Raw genomic sequence first — 17,299 nt, forward strand, 5'->3', positions numbered from 1 at the left:
AATCACCCTTTATGATAGGAAGCGGAGAATGCTGCCGAAACGGTTTCCCCTAATACCGCCTGGTTTGGAAAAGAAGGTTTGACCAGGAATCAACTTTTTTTGGTTGATGTTCATCCCGGTCTAGATCGACAATATCATTAAAAATGTATTCTAAACGATCATCTTCTTCTACTTTGCCATAAAATATGTGCACCCGTTTTCGGATGTCTTCATCATTTTTGATGTCATTTTATGACATTTTACAAATGTAAAATTTGAATGATGAATAATCTCAGGCTTCAACCAGATCGGTGTCAAAAATATCTGCCAGCCTTTTTCTCTGGTTCTCCACGGTAGATTTCAATGAATCGAGATTTTCCCCTTCGTAGGAATTACCATTGGCTATCTCCAGGCAGAGATCCATTCCTGTTTCCAGGTTTTTTCTCATACGAAGCAATTTCTTCCATTCCGGACCTTCCGGGTCAGACAATATTGAAAGCTCACTGATATAATCCACATACATCACCAACTCTTTGGCAAACATGTGTGGACGTTCTTTAGGCACCAGTGATTCTCCACGTCCATTTATATGATCGACCATTTCATCCAGGGTATATTCCCTGTTGAACCATGCGATATTGGGACCCGGGCAAATGGATTGACGCCCATATGATGGTTTCAAAATCCCTAAGCGAATCATTGAACCGGCGCCCAGATTCACACACAAACAGGTTTTTTCGGTTACCCGGTTAATTTGATCCTCCTTCTCCTTGTCAGGTAGTTCACTGCTTTTAATGGATTTGATCTTTAACATCTCATATTCAGTCGAAGCTGTACAGATCGGTTCTTTTGTAAACTCTGTATTCGTCACTAAAAATCCTTTCGGGCATTCTGAACCTGGTGTTCCTTTTCTTACCCGTTCTTTTGTATACTTTTCAGAACCAGTACCACGTACATTATTAAACGGTACGCCAAGCGGGGAAACATTGCTTAGATATAGATCCTTTTCTTCAGCTTTCGCGAGTATCTTTTGTGTAGATTCATCCACACAGGTTGCTTCCGGAACCAATAGAAAAGGACTTCCCCAACCTGTTGCATCCATTCCGTAATCTTCAAGCAGGCGACGCATCTCCCCAAAATTTCCAATTCCACCCTGAACAGTAATCTTCGGAGTTGTATCTTCTTTTGATAATTCCGGATACTCCCATCCCTGAGTTTCATAAAAGCTTTGAATCATGGGCTGAAATGTTTCCTTGAGTTGATTTTTTTTCTCTCGGAATTCTTTCAGCAGTACGGGTAATAAGTATCCATCTGAAGCAAATGCATGACCTCCGCAATTCAAACCGGATTCAATTCTGAATTCTGCAACTTCAAGTCCTTTTTTTGCCAAAAATTTTCCCTGTATTAAAGCAGATCTGAAATCACTGACTTTCAGAATAATCTTCTTTTTGATCTCACCCGTCTTATCTCGATAAAAGTCTTTGAATTCAGAAAGATAACTGTACAATCGTGGATTAAAACCAGCTGATAAAACCAATGAAGAAGACAAAGAACTCTTAGCGTATCCGCGAAGCGCTGCACTCGCATCACTGTATTCATTACTCAGCGGCTCACCATTTTTATCTGTACCCAGTGCGTCTACTTTTGCCATTATGTTGACATCGATAGAGCCCGGTGTAATTTGTTTCGTAAGCTCTTGAATCTTTGCACTTTTAATTGACTTATTGGACAATGCCGAGATCTCCTCATATTTCTGACGCAAAGGGTTACTCTCCGGCAATAGTCTAAAATATCGATCCTTCTCTGTGTTCTCGAAAAGGGGCAACTCCTTAATCTCCTCAAACTTTTTATTTACAAGCTCGGCAACTGTATTTAAATAGGCAGTAATTCTCAGTGCCCGACCATCAGCCACTGTGTTTGAAATATTTTTGTAGTCAAGGTCATTAGATAAGCAGTAATGTTTCCGAATCTTTTCACAAAGCATATCATCTACAATGGAGATCACTGAATGAATGCCAAGGTGAGCAACTCGAATGGGAGTATCGATGGAATGCCCCGTTCCCATCACCGGGATATGAAAGAGGTGCTGATTTTGAATCATGTTTAAATCGGTTCTTGAATAATTATATAGTCAAGGGATAATATAAACAATAAATAAGATAAAATACTCTTACTACCTATTTTTTACGGAATGTTAGTCCATATCACACCAAAAACGCTCAAAAGTTTGAACGAAAACAATTTCATGCCTTGAAAATCACTCTATCGGGAAAAATCAAAAGATTACTTACTTATTGATTTTTATGAACATGAGAGACCTTCAATCGAACATTATAACATTCAATTGATTTATTGATTGTTTTAAAATACCTCCTTATAATTATGTGAATCAAAAAAGAAAACCAATGGATATAAAGAGTTTTAAAAAATCTATCTATAAAGAAATGGCCGATGTGACCAAGGCACTGGGTAATCCAAACCGCCTTGAAATATTGGACCTTCTGGCACAGGGCAGCTGTTCGGTAGAATATATTGCTGATCAAACGAACCTGTCTGTAGCGAATGCTTCGCAACATCTGCAAGTACTGAAAAATGCAAAACTGGTTGCCACAGAAAGAAAAGGAAAATACAGTTACTACCAACTGGCAAACAGTCATGTGTTTAATTCTTGGTGTTCTCTTCGAAGATTGGCGCTATCTCAAAATGCGGAAATCTCTCATTTAATCGATGATTTTCGAAGAAACCAGGAGGGCATACAAACCATCTCTTCGGATGACCTTATCAAAAAAATGGAAACCGAAGATATTATGATTATTGACGTGCGACCGGAGGAGGAATACAAAAAAGGCCATATTCGCAACGCCATCTGTTTTCCAAAAGATATGCTCGATGATAACATGAAGAACCTCGAAAAGAACAAACAGATCGTAGCTTACTGCAGGGGCCCTTTCTGTATGCTAGCGGATGAAGCCGTTGAAATGCTGAAGCAGAAGGGATACAAAGCCGCGCGGCTCGAAAATGGATATCCCGACTGGGCAGCAAGAGAACTTCCTGTTGAAGAATCAGCAAAATAGAAATTACCAAATTGAAAAATAAACTCAGGATTGAATGAATAAAACAGAACGAACAATCAGGCTTTTTGCAGGCACCTTGATCACTATAAGCATCCTTTTAGGATATTTTATATCCCCTTATTGGTTTTTGCTTACGCTTTTCGTGGGGGTCAACATGACACAGTCCGCTTTCACACGATGGTGCCTTGCTGAAATTATCATCAAGAAATACAACCTTGGTTTCAAAAGGGGTTAGATCCTTTCCCTGAAGAATGTAATCACATAAGTAACTAAAAAATAATAAGATAAAATGAATCATTTTAAATCTCATGTACCGAAGTTATATCTGGTATTCATGATATTTCTAATCCCGTTTCAGGTAACTGCACAATCGGACCTTTCCGATGCCGATACGATGAACCTGTCATTGTCTGAAGCAATGAACATGGCTCTGGATCAGAATTTTAATCTTGAACAGGCCGGTTTTGACGTCGATAAAACCCATGCCCAGTACCGGCAGACAAACGCGGTTTTCCTGCCTCAGCTTTCATTTGAATACAATGCTATTTCAACGGATGATCCATTGAATGTATTCGGATTTAAACTGAAACAGGAGGTTGTTTCTCAACAGGATTTTAATCCGGCATTGCTTAACTACCCGGATGCTTACGAAAATTACAGCGCTAAGTTTGAGGTACGTCAACCTCTATTTAATCCCGACATGATTATGCAGCGGAGCGCAGTAAAAAGTAAACTGAATTCTGCAAACGAGCAGCTCGACGGAACGAGGAACTATATCCGGTTCCAGGTTCGACAGCAGTATTTCAACCTGGTCTTACACCTGGGACAGTTGGAAGTCCTGGAAACAGCTCTTGAAACTGCGGGAGAACACCGTCGGCAAGCGGAAAATTATTTTGACCAGGGCATGATCAGCAGAGAAGATTATTTAGCTGCAAAAGTATATGAACTGGACATGGAGAGCCGTGTACTGCAGACAGAAAATGATATTGAAAAAGTTCAGGAGCAGCTGGCACTCATGCTTGGATTGGAAGGCTCTGTTGCCATCCGGCCGACAGAAGATCTTGAATTCGTCCCCGCTCCTCAAATTCCTGTTGACCTTTCTGATTTTGAACTCAACAACGCTCAAACCCGGGCTTTCGATTACCAGGTAAGTGCCGCTCAAAAAATGGTGAAATCGGCCGGCTTCAGTTTCCTGCCCTCGGTAAATCTTTTTGGAAGTTATGAATTCAACGATAACGAATTTGCCAACTTTGATGCCTCATCTTACATGATCGGCGCCAACCTCCGATGGAATATTTTTTCGGGATTCAGCAAAGCCGGCAAAGTGATGGAGGCCAGAGCAGATTACAGGAAAGCCAAAAGTATGCAGGAACAACACCTCCTTGAACAGGAAAATCGTGTCAGAGAGGCTGTCCGGTCACTGAATCACGCCACAAAAGAGATTGAATTAACAGAGGAATCGATCAATCAGTCCACTCAAAATGTGGAGATCCGGAGCAACCGGTACGAGGAAGGAATGGAGAGAACCACCGACCTGCTGGAGGCCGAGACAAAATTAGCTGAAGCCAAGCTCAAAAACGTGATGGCTCTTTATAAATACAACATGAGCATCGCCGCACTGGAAATGCTACTCGAAGAAGATTTTAATAATTAACGATTAAACAGATCAAACAATGAACAACAAAATGATCTCTTGGTTCAAACCACAATTGGGAATCTTATCCCTATTTACAGTACTGATATTTGCTGCAAGTTGCAGCTCAGAAGAACAAACAAGCAGTGAGGAAAATGCAATAGAAGTTGAGGTTCAAGCTGCTCAATCTTCCATCTCTGCAACAGCCCAACATTTTCCCGGCCGGGTGGAAAGTGAAGATCAGGCAAACCTGAGCACGATTGTTATGGGGACAGTGACCCGTGTACCCGTTAATGTGGGGGACAATGTCCGTGAAGGTGATCTGCTTGTACAAATTAAAGACGACCAAATCCTGGCCCAAAAAAGTCAGCTGGAAGCCAATATGGTTCAGGCAAAAGCCAATCTTGAGAACACCGAAAAAAATTACAACCGGATTAAAAACCTCTATGCCGAAAAAAGTGCAACATCCAAAGAGCTGGATGATATCTCAACCATGTATGAGATTGCCAAAGCAAATATGGAAGCACTGGAGGCCCGGATGAATGAGGTCAACGAAATGCTGCAATACACTGCTATCCGTGCCCCATTTGACGGCGTTGTAAGCAGCAAGTTTGTTTCAGCCGGTGATATGGCAGCTCCCGGTCATCCGCTGGTTACTGTTTCAAATCCTGGATCCATCAAAATTACAGCCAATATCCCTGAAAAATGGATTGGCAAAGTTGCCGAAGGTGATACAATCAGTGTATCGGTTGAATCAGCTGGAATCCGGAATGCACCTGCGCAGCTCTACGCTGTCAGCGAAGCAGGCGATCCGGCTAGCCGGCAATACGCAGTTGAAGCTAAACTTATGGACCCTCCTGCTGCAGAAAGCCTTAAACCCGGGATGTTTGCACAGGTAAGTATGAACCTGGCCGGTAGGGATGCGCTGATTATACCGCAGTCTGCTATTATTCATCGGGGGCAATTGACCGGTGTATATACGCTCACGGACGATAATAAAGCAGTTCTAAGATGGGTTCGAACCGGTGAAGTTTCAGGTGATAATATCGAAATCCTGACCGGATTATCAGAGGGAGAACAATATGTGGTATCTGCCGATCAACCTCTCAGGCAGGGACAATTACTCACTATTCGATAAAGACTCTGAATGACTCAGTTGATTGATAGAATTAAACAAGAATTTGAAAGTAAATAAGAAGTAATGAAAACCGGATTTGCAGGAAAAATTGCACAAGCGTTTATCGATTCTAAGCTAACGCTGCTTTTGATGGTCGCTTTTTTAGCAATTGGAATATATGGTGTATGGCTTACACCCAGTGAAGAGGAACCTCAAATTGATGTGCCGATGGCTGATATCTTTGTAGGATATCCGGGTGCATCACCCCAGGAGGTGGAAAACAGGATCTCCATTCCTTTGGAAAAAATACTGTCGAACATTTCTGGCGTGGAGTATGTCTACTCAACATCCATGCCGGAAATGGCGATGGTCTCCGCAAGGTTTTATGTTGGACAGGATGTGGAAGAGAGCCTTGTTAGGCTGTACAACGAGATCATGAAATTTATGGACACCAAACCCGAGCCGGTAACCATGCCGCTCATTAAAACGCGATCCATAAATGATGTACCCATCGTAACGTTAACACTGTGGAGCGACTTTCACGACGATTACGAAATTCGCCGTATCGCACAGGAACTTGATAATGAGATCAAATCGATTACAGACGTTGCCGAAACCAAAATCCACGGCGGACGATCGCGCACACTCCAGGTGGTACTCGATAAAGAGAAAATGGCTTCATTATCTATCGATCCGCTGCGTGTAGCACAAACCATTCAAGCCGCAAACCGGGAATTTAAATCAGGTTCTTTTACCGTCAACGACGAAGAGTACCTGGTTCAAACCGGAAGCTTTCTGAAGAGTGCTGAAGATGTCGGCAGTCTTGTTTTAGACGTCCGCGGAGGTGATTCCATTCTGCTCAGGGATGTTGCTGACATTCAGGACGGACCGGGCGAACCCGTTAATTATGTATCCTATTCTCCGGGGCCGGTATCTGCAGAACAGAGCGGCCTTCAGCCCGGAAATTCCTATTCTGCGGTAACCATTTCTGTTGCCAAACGACAGGGTGCCGATGCCATGACTATTGCCACGGATATTGACAAGATGGTTGAGAAATTGAATGGATCTGTTATTTCGGAGAATATTCATGTTGAAACCACACGTAACTATGGAGAAACAGCTACCGAAAAAGTGAATACTCTTTTGATACACCTTATAGTCGCTGTGTTATCAGTCTCGTTTGTTGTGTTCCTTGCCATGGGATGGAGAGGAGCATTGGTTGTATTTATCTCTGTTCCCATTACATTTGCCCTTACGCTGTTTTTCTACTTCATGTATGATTATACACTGAACCGGATTACACTCTTTGCACTGGTATTTGTGACCGGTATTGTGGTAGATAATTCCATTATTGTGGCAGAAAATATGCACCGCCATTTTAAGATGAGAAATCTCCCGCTGAAGCAGGCCGCGATCTACGCGATTAACGAAGTGGGGAACCCCGCGATCCTGGCTACATTTACGGTTATCGCTGCAGTGATCCCGATGGCTTTTGTTTCCGGGTTGATGGGGCCCTATATGAGCCCGATCGCCATTGGAGCTACCGTAGCCATGCTTTTATCGCTGATTATTTCCCTCATCGTCACTCCGTGGCTGGGATACCGGTTGCTGAGTGCGGTCAGAGTTCATTCCGGCGGCAGTTCCGGAAAACGCTATAAACTTGAAGACACCATGATTTTCAAGTTGTATGAAAAAACGATGCGCCCGTTGATGGAAAGTACCTGGAAGCGATGGACATTCTTAATCGGGACAACCGTAATTCTGCTCGCATCACTTGTTCTGTTCTACACACGTGCAGTTGAAGTGAAAATGCTGCCCTTTGACAATAAGAATGAGGTACAGCTGATTATCGACATGCCGGAGGGAACAACGCTTGAGCGAACAGACGCCGTGGCACGTGAAGTGGGCCTGGTTCTGCTCGACATTCCTGAAGTGTATGATTATCAAGTCTATTCGGGAACAAATGCGCCCATCAACTTTAACGGTTTGGTTCGCAGCTACGATATGAGACAAATGTCCAATGTTGCCGATATACAGGTGAATCTTGTAGATAAAAGCCTGAGATCGGATCAAAGCCACGACATTGCCAAACGAATGCGTCCGCTGGTTCAAAAAGTGGGTGAGAAGTACGGCGCGAATGTCAAAGTTGTAGAAGTTCCTCCGGGTCCACCTGTTCTTTCTACATTAGTGGCCGAAGTTTACGGCCCGAACCTGGATATGCAGCGCTCTGTAGGAGAAGATATTAAAACCATCTTTTCAGAAACGCCCGGCATTGTAGACACAGACTGGATGGTGGAAGCAGATCAAACAGAATATCGCTTTGCCGTTCAGAGAGAAAAAGCTGCCCTGACAGGTGTGATGCCTCAACAAGTAACAGAATCATTAGGCATGATTTTGGGGCAGCACCCCGTAAGCTCCCTGTATGATGAGAATGAGGCCAGCCTGGTCCCCATTCAAATGAAACTGCCTGAGGCATCCCGCGCCGGAGTTCAACGTTTAGGAGGACTACATGTTCAGTCTCAAATGGGATCGATGGTACCTGTTACCGACCTGGTAACTGAGGAAGAGAGAACACTGGAAAAAAGTATCCATCGGAAGAACCAGCGTCGAGTTGTGTATGTAACTGCAGAAGTAGCCGGCGAAATTGAAAGCCCTGTTTATGCAATCCTGGATGCACAGGATCAAATTGATGGCATTAATTTACCATCAAATTATACACTTGAACAGCAATATGCCGGCCAGCCGTTTACAAGTGAAGACGTTACGGTGAAATGGGACGGAGAATGGCAAATTACCCTGGAAGTTTTCCGGGATTTGGGAATTGCATTTGCTGTTGTTTTACTGATCATCTACATCTTGATCGTCGGCTGGTTCCAGGATTTCGGAGTGCCTTTCATCATGATGATCGCGATACCGCTTTCATTGATCGGCATCCTGATTGGTCACTGGCTGACAGGTGCGTTCTTTACAGCCACATCCATGATTGGAATGATTGCATTGGCGGGAATTATGGTAAGAAACTCCGTGCTGCTGATCGACTTCATCAAGATCAGCCTGAAGGAGGGAAATAATCTTCAGGATGCCGTTATTGAGGCGGGAGCTGTTCGTACCATGCCGATTCTTTTAACGGCGGGAACTGTGGTGATCGGTGCTATCGTGATTCTCTTTGACCCTATCTTCCAGGGCCTGGCCATCTCTTTGATGGGAGGTGCGATCGCCTCCACGGCTCTGACCCTCATCACCGTACCATTGATCTACTTCATGGTTAAGAAAAATAAATCAACATCAGATATTATCACGAATTAAAACCACAAAATTAGTTCATGCAGGCATTCTGAAATTGAAGAAATGCCTGCATGAATATTGACTTAAACTTTCAAATCAACCTGTTATGAAGTTACTAATTATCCTCAGTGTGGGCGAATATGAAGACAAAGTTCGTGCCATGATGACAAAAAACAACGTGCCGATCTACAGCGAAACCGAAATGTATGGATTCAGAACAGCGGATCATCAGCCCGATATCCGGAGCTGGTTTTCTCAGCCGGACAAAGGCATCTATTCCACACTCTTCTTTTCGTTCCAGGATGAAGCCACCGTAAAAAAGATTCTGGATGATGTGAATGAGTTCAACAGCAAAATGGAAGATAACACGGAAAATCCGTTACATGCCTACCAGATAGCTGTAGAAGCATTTGCTTGATTTGTATTAACGCATGTTGTGCTGTTGAGTTAAAATCGATTAAATTTTCCGCCCTTTGAATGGGGGAAAGCGATTCCGAAAGCGTTCGGGAGTGCAGGGGGATGACTTGGTGAACATTGATTTAGTCGAATATATTGAAGGTTGTACAAAAAACATTTCTAATCATCCCCCATTGCCCTTTCCCCCGCAGGGATCCCGATGGGAGAAGGGGGACACTTGTTGGATGAATGTTAACCACAAAACAAGTTGGTATCATTAAAACCTGTCACAATCTGATCGAAGAGAGGTCCTGATAGATTTAAAAAATGGAGAAGAAGTCCCAAACTTATTAGACAACCGTTTTAGAACCTGTCTGACCTTATGAAGCGGTCTGACGGGTTATTTGCTATCTGCCACGACCTGATACTATAAAAGGTCATTCATCAGAATAAAATAGCATACAAAATTGTCTTAAAACTGTTATTTTACGCCCATTGAAAATTCTCTTTTCACCTGAACATTTATGAGATCATTTGCTTCAAATAATCAGCCGGAACAGGAATTCAAAACTCGACATGCTGAAATTATGGCTCCCGCAGGCAGCCGGGCTTCATTTCATGCTGCGTTGCAAGGTGGTGCCGATTCCATCTACTTCGGAATTGAGCAACTGAACATGAGAGCACGGGCTTCCAATAACTTTGCCATGGAGGATCTTCCCGAGATTTCCGCTTTGGCGCAAGATCATGGCGTAAAAACCTATCTTACTCTCAATACCGTATTGTATGATCACGACCTGCCTTTGATGAGAAAAATCATTGATGCAGTCAAAGAGCATGGAATCACCGCGATTATCGCATCCGACCAGGCCGCAATCTCTTATGCTTTTAAACAGGGAGTTGATGTACATATTTCGACCCAGGCAAATATCTCCAATATTGAAATGGTTGAGTTCTACAGCCATTTTGCGGATGTGATGGTGCTGGCCCGTGAGCTCAGTTTAGGACAGGTCAAAAAGATTGTGGAGGGAATTAAAGAGCGAAATATTACCGGCCCCTCCGGAGAATTAGTTCAGATTGAAGTTTTTGCTCACGGTGCATTGTGCATGGCTGTATCCGGTAAATGTTATTTGAGCTTACATACCTATAATTCATCAGCCAATCGCGGAGCCTGCAAGCAGAACTGCCGACACGCTTATAAAGTGGATAATGATGAAGGCATTGAGCTTGAGATTGACAACGAATATATCATGTCTCCAAAAGATCTCTGCACGATCGATTTTCTTGACCAGGTCCTGGATTCGGGAGCTACCGTTTTAAAAATTGAAGGTCGCGGCCGCTCGCCGGAATACGTGCAAACGGCAACACGCTGTTATAAAGAAGCTGCCCTTTCCGTTGCTAACGGCACCTACACGCCTGAAAAGGCATTGCAATGGAAAAATGAGCTGGAACAGGTTTATAACAGGGGATTTTGGGACGGTTACTATCTCGGCAGAAAAGTGGGTGAATGGAGCCCCGTTTATGGGTCAGCCGCCAAAAAGGAGAAAACGTTCGTCGGAAAGGTGATTCATTATTATCCGAAGGCGAAAGTTTCGCATATACAGATGAAAGCAAGGGAGATTTCAAAGGGAGATACACTTCTTGTGATTGGAGACCGTACCGGTGTGGTAGAACAGGTAATTCAATCGCTTTGGGTGGATGATAAACCCGCTCAAAAAGCTGTAAAGGGTGAAGAGTGCACGATTAAAATGGATGAACCTGTCCGGGACGGAGACAATGTTTACCTCTGGAAAGACAGGGCATGATGCGAATTATTTTTTACAGGAATAAATGTATCGGCTGCAATTACTGTGTTGAGGTTTGGCCCGAGCGCTGGCAAATGTCTAAACGTGACGGTAAGTGCGTGTTGGTCGGCGGCAAGAAAAAGGGACAGGTTTACAGGGCTGATTTTGGCGAACATGAACGAGACCAAAACGAAAAAGCCGCAGATGTTTGTCCCGTGGATGTGATCCGTGTTGAGGGGTGATTTTCTTATCCAAACTTACTCGTTCCAACGCTCCGCTCGAGACGAAAATCACATTCGAACGAGTAGAAGAAGCGGATCTTTCCGAATTCTCAGGACGTACCGAAGGAGACCTTCGGTACGAGTTAGAGTAATTATTATCTCTTGACTGTCAAATTGTTCACTGAACAACTGCCTTTAATTCCATGATATCCTCATCGGTCAATGGCTTGAATTGTTTGGCATTGCGCACATTCTCTTCAAGATGTTCCATCTGCGAGATACCCACGATGGTCGTTGACACCGGCTGACTCATTGTGTAATAGAGAAGCTGTTTAGGCGTCAATCCGCGGCCGATGAGTCCGCCGCCTCCAAACACCTTCATTGCGATAACTCCCATATTTTTCTCGGAAGTAAGCCCGAAAAATCGATCGAGGTTTCCATCATCCTGTAAAATGGACCCGGCCGCATTCAACGGGATCAAAACACAATCATAGTCATAATTTTCAATCGCATCTGATAATATCCGTGCCGAGTGCCCGGTTACACCGATATTTCGAATCACACCCTCTTCCTTCAGCTCTTCAAATGCATGTCGTGCACTGTCTTTTTTAAGAAGCCTGTCATATCGTTCCTGGAACATGTAGTGATGCTGGTAGAGATCCAGGTGATCTGTATTCAGGCGGCGAAGGCTCTCCTCTATTAATCTCATCGTGCCGTCATAGGTGTAATCGTGGCTTTTCGTTGCCAGGAAGACTTCATCACGCCGCGTCTTCATAACCTCACCAATGTACATCTCACTGGAACCGGATCCGTAATACGCTGCTGTATCGATATAGTTGACACCCAGGTCAAGAGCCCGGTTGATGATCGCAACGGATTTATCAAAGGTACCCGGAACCTCAAGAGCGCCCTGGCCACCGAGACTGTAAATGCCTACATCATACCCAGTATTTCCCAACGGCTGTTTTGGCATTGGGTTGTTTTCAGGATCCGAGAGCCATGCGGCAGATTTGGCAAACAGATCTTTATTTGCTGTACTTGCGAGTCCGATTCCGGTTGCGGCAATCAAACTGTTCTTTAGAAAAGTTCTTCGATCTAATCTCTTACTCATAATCACCTCTCTCATCTTATTTTCTCTATCTATCATTTAAATTAGGTAATAAAAAAGTTAAGAGAAATATCAAATCCGCTATTCCATTCAATTACTTGCTTGTTCACATTTACTGCGATGCATAAAGAAATATAAAAGACACTTTTGTCTTAATATAAATCTTTCTAACTTCTTCCCCCATCATACTTATTGAATCGAATCGTATAACCATCAAATTTTATAAAAACATTATGAATCAAATTGAATCATTAAAAGAGAAACGAATTGGAGATATAGTTGCAAAAAATTATCACACTGCAGGCGTATTCAGAGAATTTGGAATTGACTTTTGCTGTGGCGGAGGGGACCGATTGGCCGATGCATGTGACAAGAAAGGGATCCGGATACACACTGTGACTGAGCAGCTGAAACCACTTTTTAGAAAATCTAAACAACACGAACTCAACTACAGTGATTGGTCGCCTGCCTTTTTAATTGACTATATCATTAGTACTCACCACAAATTTGTTCGGAAGAAAACTGATGAGATTAGTGCATATGCAAAAAAAGTTGCCGGTGTTCATGGTGAACATTATCCCGAAAACGTTTCTATTTATAAAATGTTTGTGGAATTAAGTCATGAACTAATTGAGCATCTTGAGGCCGAAGAGAAGAGAGTTTTTCCACTGATTAAACAAATTGAACAGGATATTAATAACGGGACCAATCCATCCCAAGGAGACTTGGAATCCCTGAGACTTGAAATTGAGAATATGGTCGAAGATCGTGAAGAGGCCGGCAATATAATGGCCGGAATTCGTACACTGAGTAACGATTTTCAAACTCCGGAAGATGCTTGTGCAACTTACCGAATTCTCTACCAAAACCTTGCGGGATTTGAAGAAGATCTGCACAAACACGTTCACCTGGAGAACAATATTCTGTTTAGAAAAGCGGAGAATTTCCTAGCTAATGTTGCTTAAAAAACAGGCAGGAATTATCTCACAACTTTAAAATTTAAGACAAACGTATCCAAAAATAATTTTGACTTACTCAGCAAAACTATCATATATTAAGATAAAGTAGTCTTTAATCTTCTTATGTCACTTTCATACTCATGCATATATGGTCTTCGCGCTTCAGTTCTGCTTGCCGGCAGGCAGGAAGATGGGTTTGTAACCATTCGGGAAATCAGCAATGAACTTGAAATATCATTCCATTTTTTGACAAAAGTATTGCAGAGACTCACAAACTCAGATATCCTGGAATCTTACAAGGGGCCGAATGGAGGAGTTAAACTTGCAAAAGATGCTTCGAATATTACGATCCGGGAGATTATTGATTGCCTTGAGGAAAATTTTACAATTCCTGAATGTGCACTTGGCCTTCCGATTTTTCAGAATCATGAGGCCTGCCCTTTTCATGAAGATTGGCGAGAATTAAAAGGAAAAATTGAGAAAGCAGTTGATACTCTCACCCTTCATGAATTGGCAGAGAGAGATAAAAAAATTTTTATTAGTAACAGATAAAATACTCTTAAACATGAATACTATGAATTACAGAAAAATTCAAATCATCCTACTGGCTCTTGCAGTGTCGGTTTTTACTGCCTGTGGAGGAGGATCATCAGAACAAGAATCAGCTGATAATGAACAGGGACTGACTGAATTTGAGCTTGAACACGGAATTGGGCCGGTTAACGAGGTTGTAGAGCTGGGAGAACTCGATCCCGATCTCGCAGCACAAGGCAAGGAAGTCTTTGAAGCAAAATGTACTGCTTGCCATAAACCTAATGAACGATATATCGGTCCTGCATCGAAAAATATTCTCGATCGTCGATCACCAACGTATATCATGAATATGATCATGAATCCAGACGAGATGACCAAGAAACACCCCGAAGGTATAAAAATGATGCAAGAATATATGGCTCCAATGCCCTATCAAAATGTGACAGTTGAGCAAGCAAGAGCCATTGTTGAATACTTCAGAACACTCGAGGATGAAAACGAACAAGAAAAACAACCTTAACCTTACTCATTCACTAAACAACTAATACCATGCAAACAAAAAAACAAAACAAACGACTTTTGTGGTGGTCCATACCGTTGATAGCTGTGCTGGGAATTACACTCTATGGATGCCCTTCACAGCAAAATTTAGCAGGTTCCAGTGACGCCGCTCAAAAAGTATATGTAGCTCCCGGAGAGCACGACGAGTTTTACGGGCTGTTCTCAGGTGGTTATAGCGGTCAGTTAACGACCTATGGTCTCCCCTCCGGACGACACCTCTATACCATACCTGTATTTTCTCAGGCACCGGTAAGCGGATATGGATACTCCGAAGAGACCAAACCGATGCTTCAAACAACCCACGGGTTTATTCCCTGGGATGATGCCCACCACCCGGAACTTTCACAAACAGATGGTGTTCCCGACGGACGCTGGGTATTTATCAATGCGAATAACACTCCACGTGTGGCTCGTATAGATCTCGGTAATTTTCAAACGGCTGAAATTATCGAAATTCCGAATGCCGCCGGAAACCATGCCTCCCCATTCGTAACGGTAAATACCGAATACATATCAGCAGCTACACGATTCAGTGTACCTATGGATGAAAATACTCTTGAAAATGAGGATGTAGCGATCTCCTCCTATGCCGAAAACTTCAAAGGAACCCTTTCTTTCATCAAAATCGGTGAAGAGGGTGAAATGAGTATCGACTTCCAGATTTTGGTACCGGGATTCAACTACGATCTGTCTCATGCCGGCAAAGGCCCGTCTGAAGATTGGGCGTTTTTTACCAGCTATAACACAGAAGAAGCCCATACCCTGCTTGAAGTGAATGCTTCCAGGAACGACAAAGACTTTATTGCCGCCGTAAACTGGCGAAGAGCGGCAGAGTTGGTTGCCAACGGCGAGGGACGTGAAATTCCGGCTGAGCACTACCGCAATTACATAGATCATGATGAACACAGGGCAAAATCTGAGCTGATTGAAACCGTTACTGTTCTTGATCCCACAGAAAACCCGGGCATCATCTACTATCTGCCTACGCCGAAATCACCACATGGTGTGGATGTAGATCCTTCCGGACGATACATTGTAGGCGGCGGAAAGCTGTCTTCTGTTCTACCGGTTCATTCATTTGAAAAGATGATCCAGGCCATTGAAAACGAAGACTTTGAAGGCGAAGTTGATGGAATTCCGGTTCTGAATTACGATTCTGTTATTCAGGCTGAGGTTGAAAATGCCGGTATCGGTACACTTCACACCGAGTTCGACGGAAACGGTTATGCTTATACAACTGCTTTTATCTCCTCCGAAATTGTAAAATGGAGCCTGGAAACGTTTGAGGTTGTCGATCGGATCGATACTTACTACTCACCGGGTCACCTGATGATTCCCGGCGGAGATAGTCGTCAGCCCGCAGGAAAATACCTGGTAGCATTAAACAAAATTACCAAAGACCGCTACCTGCCAACAGGACCTGAGCTGTTCCACTCGGCTCAACTGATCGACATTTCGGGAGATAAAATGGAACTGTTGCTCGACTTTCCTACAGACGGTGAACCTCATTACGCCCAGGGAATTGCTGCCGATATTGTGAAAGAACGGCAGGTAAGGTTCTACCCTCTTGAAGAGAACAATCACCCCGACGCTGTGAAAAGTGAAGCGGATACACGAGTCGTGCGCGAAGGTAATGAAGTACATGTTTATATGACGACTATCCGAAGCCACTTTGCACCGGATAATATTGAAGGCATACAAGTGGGAGATAAAGTGTACTTCCACGTAACCAATCTCGAGCAGGACTGGGATGTACCTCATGGTTTTGCCATGCTGGGTGCTCAAAATGCCGAGTTATTAGTTATGCCGGGTGAGACCAGAACCTTAACCTGGGAACCGAAAAAAGTGGGGGTATTCCCGTTCTACTGTACAGACTTTTGCTCAGCTCTTCACCAAGAGATGCAGGGTTATGTACGGGTATCCCCAAGCGGATCTGATGTGCCAATTTCCTATGGAACTGGCGACTAAACCGCATGAGTAAATTATCAACTTTGAGAGGGGTTTTGATCGACCCCTCTCTATTCACCGAATGTTAATAAGAGAGAGGATTCTCATGAAAAAGACTGGAAAATATATCATGGCGATAGCTGCCCTCCTGCTCGGATTTGTTTTCATCACTCCTATTTGGACGATTGATATGGAAGCCCCGCAATACCCGGAGGGAATCGGAATGGAGATATCCATCAACAAGATTGAAGGGAAGTCAAAGCAGGATTTACAAAACATAAACGGGCTGAATCACTATATCGGTATGAAACCGATTACCCCCGAATCTATTCCTGAGTTAAAAATTATGCCATGGATCTTCGGATTCTTAATAGTTTCCGGCCTTGGAATTGCAGTTTGGGGCAATCGAACAGCACTCTTATTCTGGATCATTCTGTTTATACTCCTGGCAATTGCCGGCCTTGTAGACTTTTATCTCTGGGGATATGACTACGGACACAATCTTGATCCCAATGCAGCTATTAAAATTCCGGGTATGACCTACCAGCCACCGCTCATCGGGTCTAAACAGTTGCTGAATATCAATGCGACATCTCTTCCCGGCTTTGGATTTTATGTTTCTCTTCTAAGCATGGGCCTGGCAACATATGTCTACTGGAGAAGCAAGCCCGACACTAAATAAACAAAAAGCAAAAAGAGCAGAA

The 17,299-nt window shown here is 43.4% G+C and carries 16 protein-coding genes; 14 read left to right on the top strand and 2 right to left on the bottom strand.

Annotated features, from left to right (window positions below; translation table 11 throughout):
• Nucleotides 1-271: 271 nt before the first annotated feature.
• Nucleotides 272-2,080, bottom strand: coding sequence for a hypothetical protein (locus tag L6773_RS08155; protein WP_237853379.1), 1,809 nt, complete (start codon nucleotides 2,078-2,080; stop codon nucleotides 272-274).
• Between the two features lie 304 nt (nucleotides 2,081-2,384).
• Here L6773_RS08155 and L6773_RS08160 point away from each other — a divergent pair, with 304 nt between their 5' ends.
• The 9 genes from L6773_RS08160 to L6773_RS21465 all read left to right on the top strand — a co-directional run bounded on the left by L6773_RS08160 (nucleotide 2,385) and on the right by L6773_RS21465 (nucleotide 11,638).
• On the top strand, nucleotides 2,385-3,053 hold the full coding sequence (locus tag L6773_RS08160; RefSeq protein ID WP_237853380.1) for a metalloregulator ArsR/SmtB family transcription factor: 669 nt from the start codon (nucleotides 2,385-2,387) through the stop codon (nucleotides 3,051-3,053).
• A gap of 34 nt (nucleotides 3,054-3,087) precedes the next feature.
• A complete protein-coding gene (locus L6773_RS21720) occupies nucleotides 3,088-3,288 on the top strand; it encodes a YgaP family membrane protein (protein WP_369431548.1) in 201 nt (66 codons plus the stop codon).
• A gap of 99 nt (nucleotides 3,289-3,387) precedes the next feature.
• The gene (locus L6773_RS08165; RefSeq protein WP_237853381.1) at nucleotides 3,388-4,707 is read left to right on the top strand and encodes a TolC family protein; all 1,320 of its coding nucleotides are present in this window, start codon (nucleotides 3,388-3,390) and stop codon (nucleotides 4,705-4,707) included.
• Between the two features lie 19 nt (nucleotides 4,708-4,726).
• Nucleotides 4,727-5,824 (top strand): efflux RND transporter periplasmic adaptor subunit, encoded by a 1,098-nt coding sequence (locus tag L6773_RS08170; protein WP_237853382.1) that lies wholly within the window; start codon nucleotides 4,727-4,729, stop codon nucleotides 5,822-5,824.
• A gap of 63 nt (nucleotides 5,825-5,887) precedes the next feature.
• A complete protein-coding gene (locus tag L6773_RS08175; RefSeq protein WP_237853383.1) occupies nucleotides 5,888-9,109 on the top strand; it encodes an efflux RND transporter permease subunit in 3,222 nt (1,073 codons plus the stop codon).
• A gap of 85 nt (nucleotides 9,110-9,194) precedes the next feature.
• Nucleotides 9,195-9,506, top strand: a complete 312-nt coding sequence (locus L6773_RS08180; protein WP_237853384.1) for a hypothetical protein — start codon at nucleotides 9,195-9,197, stop codon at nucleotides 9,504-9,506.
• Between the two features lie 502 nt (nucleotides 9,507-10,008).
• Nucleotides 10,009-11,286: a peptidase U32 family protein gene (locus L6773_RS08185; RefSeq protein WP_237853385.1), complete on the top strand. Its 1,278-nt coding sequence runs from the start codon at nucleotides 10,009-10,011 to the stop codon at nucleotides 11,284-11,286.
• The gene (locus L6773_RS08190) at nucleotides 11,283-11,507 is read left to right on the top strand and encodes a ferredoxin (protein WP_237853386.1); all 225 of its coding nucleotides are present in this window, start codon (nucleotides 11,283-11,285) and stop codon (nucleotides 11,505-11,507) included. The genes L6773_RS08185 and L6773_RS08190 overlap by 4 nt, the downstream gene beginning before the upstream one ends.
• Nucleotides 11,504-11,638 (top strand): hypothetical protein, encoded by a 135-nt coding sequence (locus tag L6773_RS21465; protein ID WP_255727724.1) that lies wholly within the window; start codon nucleotides 11,504-11,506, stop codon nucleotides 11,636-11,638. The genes L6773_RS08190 and L6773_RS21465 overlap by 4 nt, the downstream gene beginning before the upstream one ends.
• A 26-nt stretch (nucleotides 11,639-11,664) precedes the next feature.
• Here L6773_RS21465 and L6773_RS08195 read toward each other — a convergent pair whose 3' ends face one another.
• A complete protein-coding gene (locus L6773_RS08195; protein ID WP_237853387.1) occupies nucleotides 11,665-12,597 on the bottom strand; it encodes an aldo/keto reductase in 933 nt (310 codons plus the stop codon).
• Between the two features lie 230 nt (nucleotides 12,598-12,827).
• Here L6773_RS08195 and ric point away from each other — a divergent pair, with 230 nt between their 5' ends.
• The 5 genes from ric to L6773_RS08220 all read left to right on the top strand — a co-directional run bounded on the left by ric (nucleotide 12,828) and on the right by L6773_RS08220 (nucleotide 17,277).
• Nucleotides 12,828-13,559 carry an iron-sulfur cluster repair di-iron protein gene (ric, locus tag L6773_RS08200; protein WP_237853388.1) on the top strand — a complete coding sequence of 244 codons (732 nt, stop codon included), beginning with the start codon at nucleotides 12,828-12,830 and terminating at the stop codon, nucleotides 13,557-13,559.
• Nucleotides 13,560-13,676: 117 nt separating this feature from the next.
• Entirely contained in the window at nucleotides 13,677-14,105 is a 429-nt protein-coding gene (locus L6773_RS08205) for an RrF2 family transcriptional regulator (protein ID WP_237853389.1), read from the top strand.
• 22 nt (nucleotides 14,106-14,127) lie between these two features.
• On the top strand, nucleotides 14,128-14,607 hold the full coding sequence (locus tag L6773_RS08210) for a c-type cytochrome (RefSeq protein WP_237853390.1): 480 nt from the start codon (nucleotides 14,128-14,130) through the stop codon (nucleotides 14,605-14,607).
• A 29-nt stretch (nucleotides 14,608-14,636) separates the two neighbouring features.
• Nucleotides 14,637-16,616 carry a Sec-dependent nitrous-oxide reductase gene (nosZ, locus tag L6773_RS08215; RefSeq protein ID WP_237853391.1) on the top strand — a complete coding sequence of 660 codons (1,980 nt, stop codon included), beginning with the start codon at nucleotides 14,637-14,639 and terminating at the stop codon, nucleotides 16,614-16,616.
• A gap of 85 nt (nucleotides 16,617-16,701) precedes the next feature.
• Complete coding sequence (locus tag L6773_RS08220; RefSeq protein WP_237853392.1) at nucleotides 16,702-17,277, top strand: hypothetical protein; 576 nt, start codon at nucleotides 16,702-16,704, stop codon at nucleotides 17,275-17,277.
• Nucleotides 17,278-17,299: the final 22 nt, after the last annotated feature.

The sequence above is a fragment of the Rhodohalobacter sulfatireducens genome (assembly GCF_022012475.1).
Taxonomy (GTDB): Bacteria; Bacteroidota; Rhodothermia; order Balneolales; family Balneolaceae; genus Rhodohalobacter; species Rhodohalobacter sulfatireducens.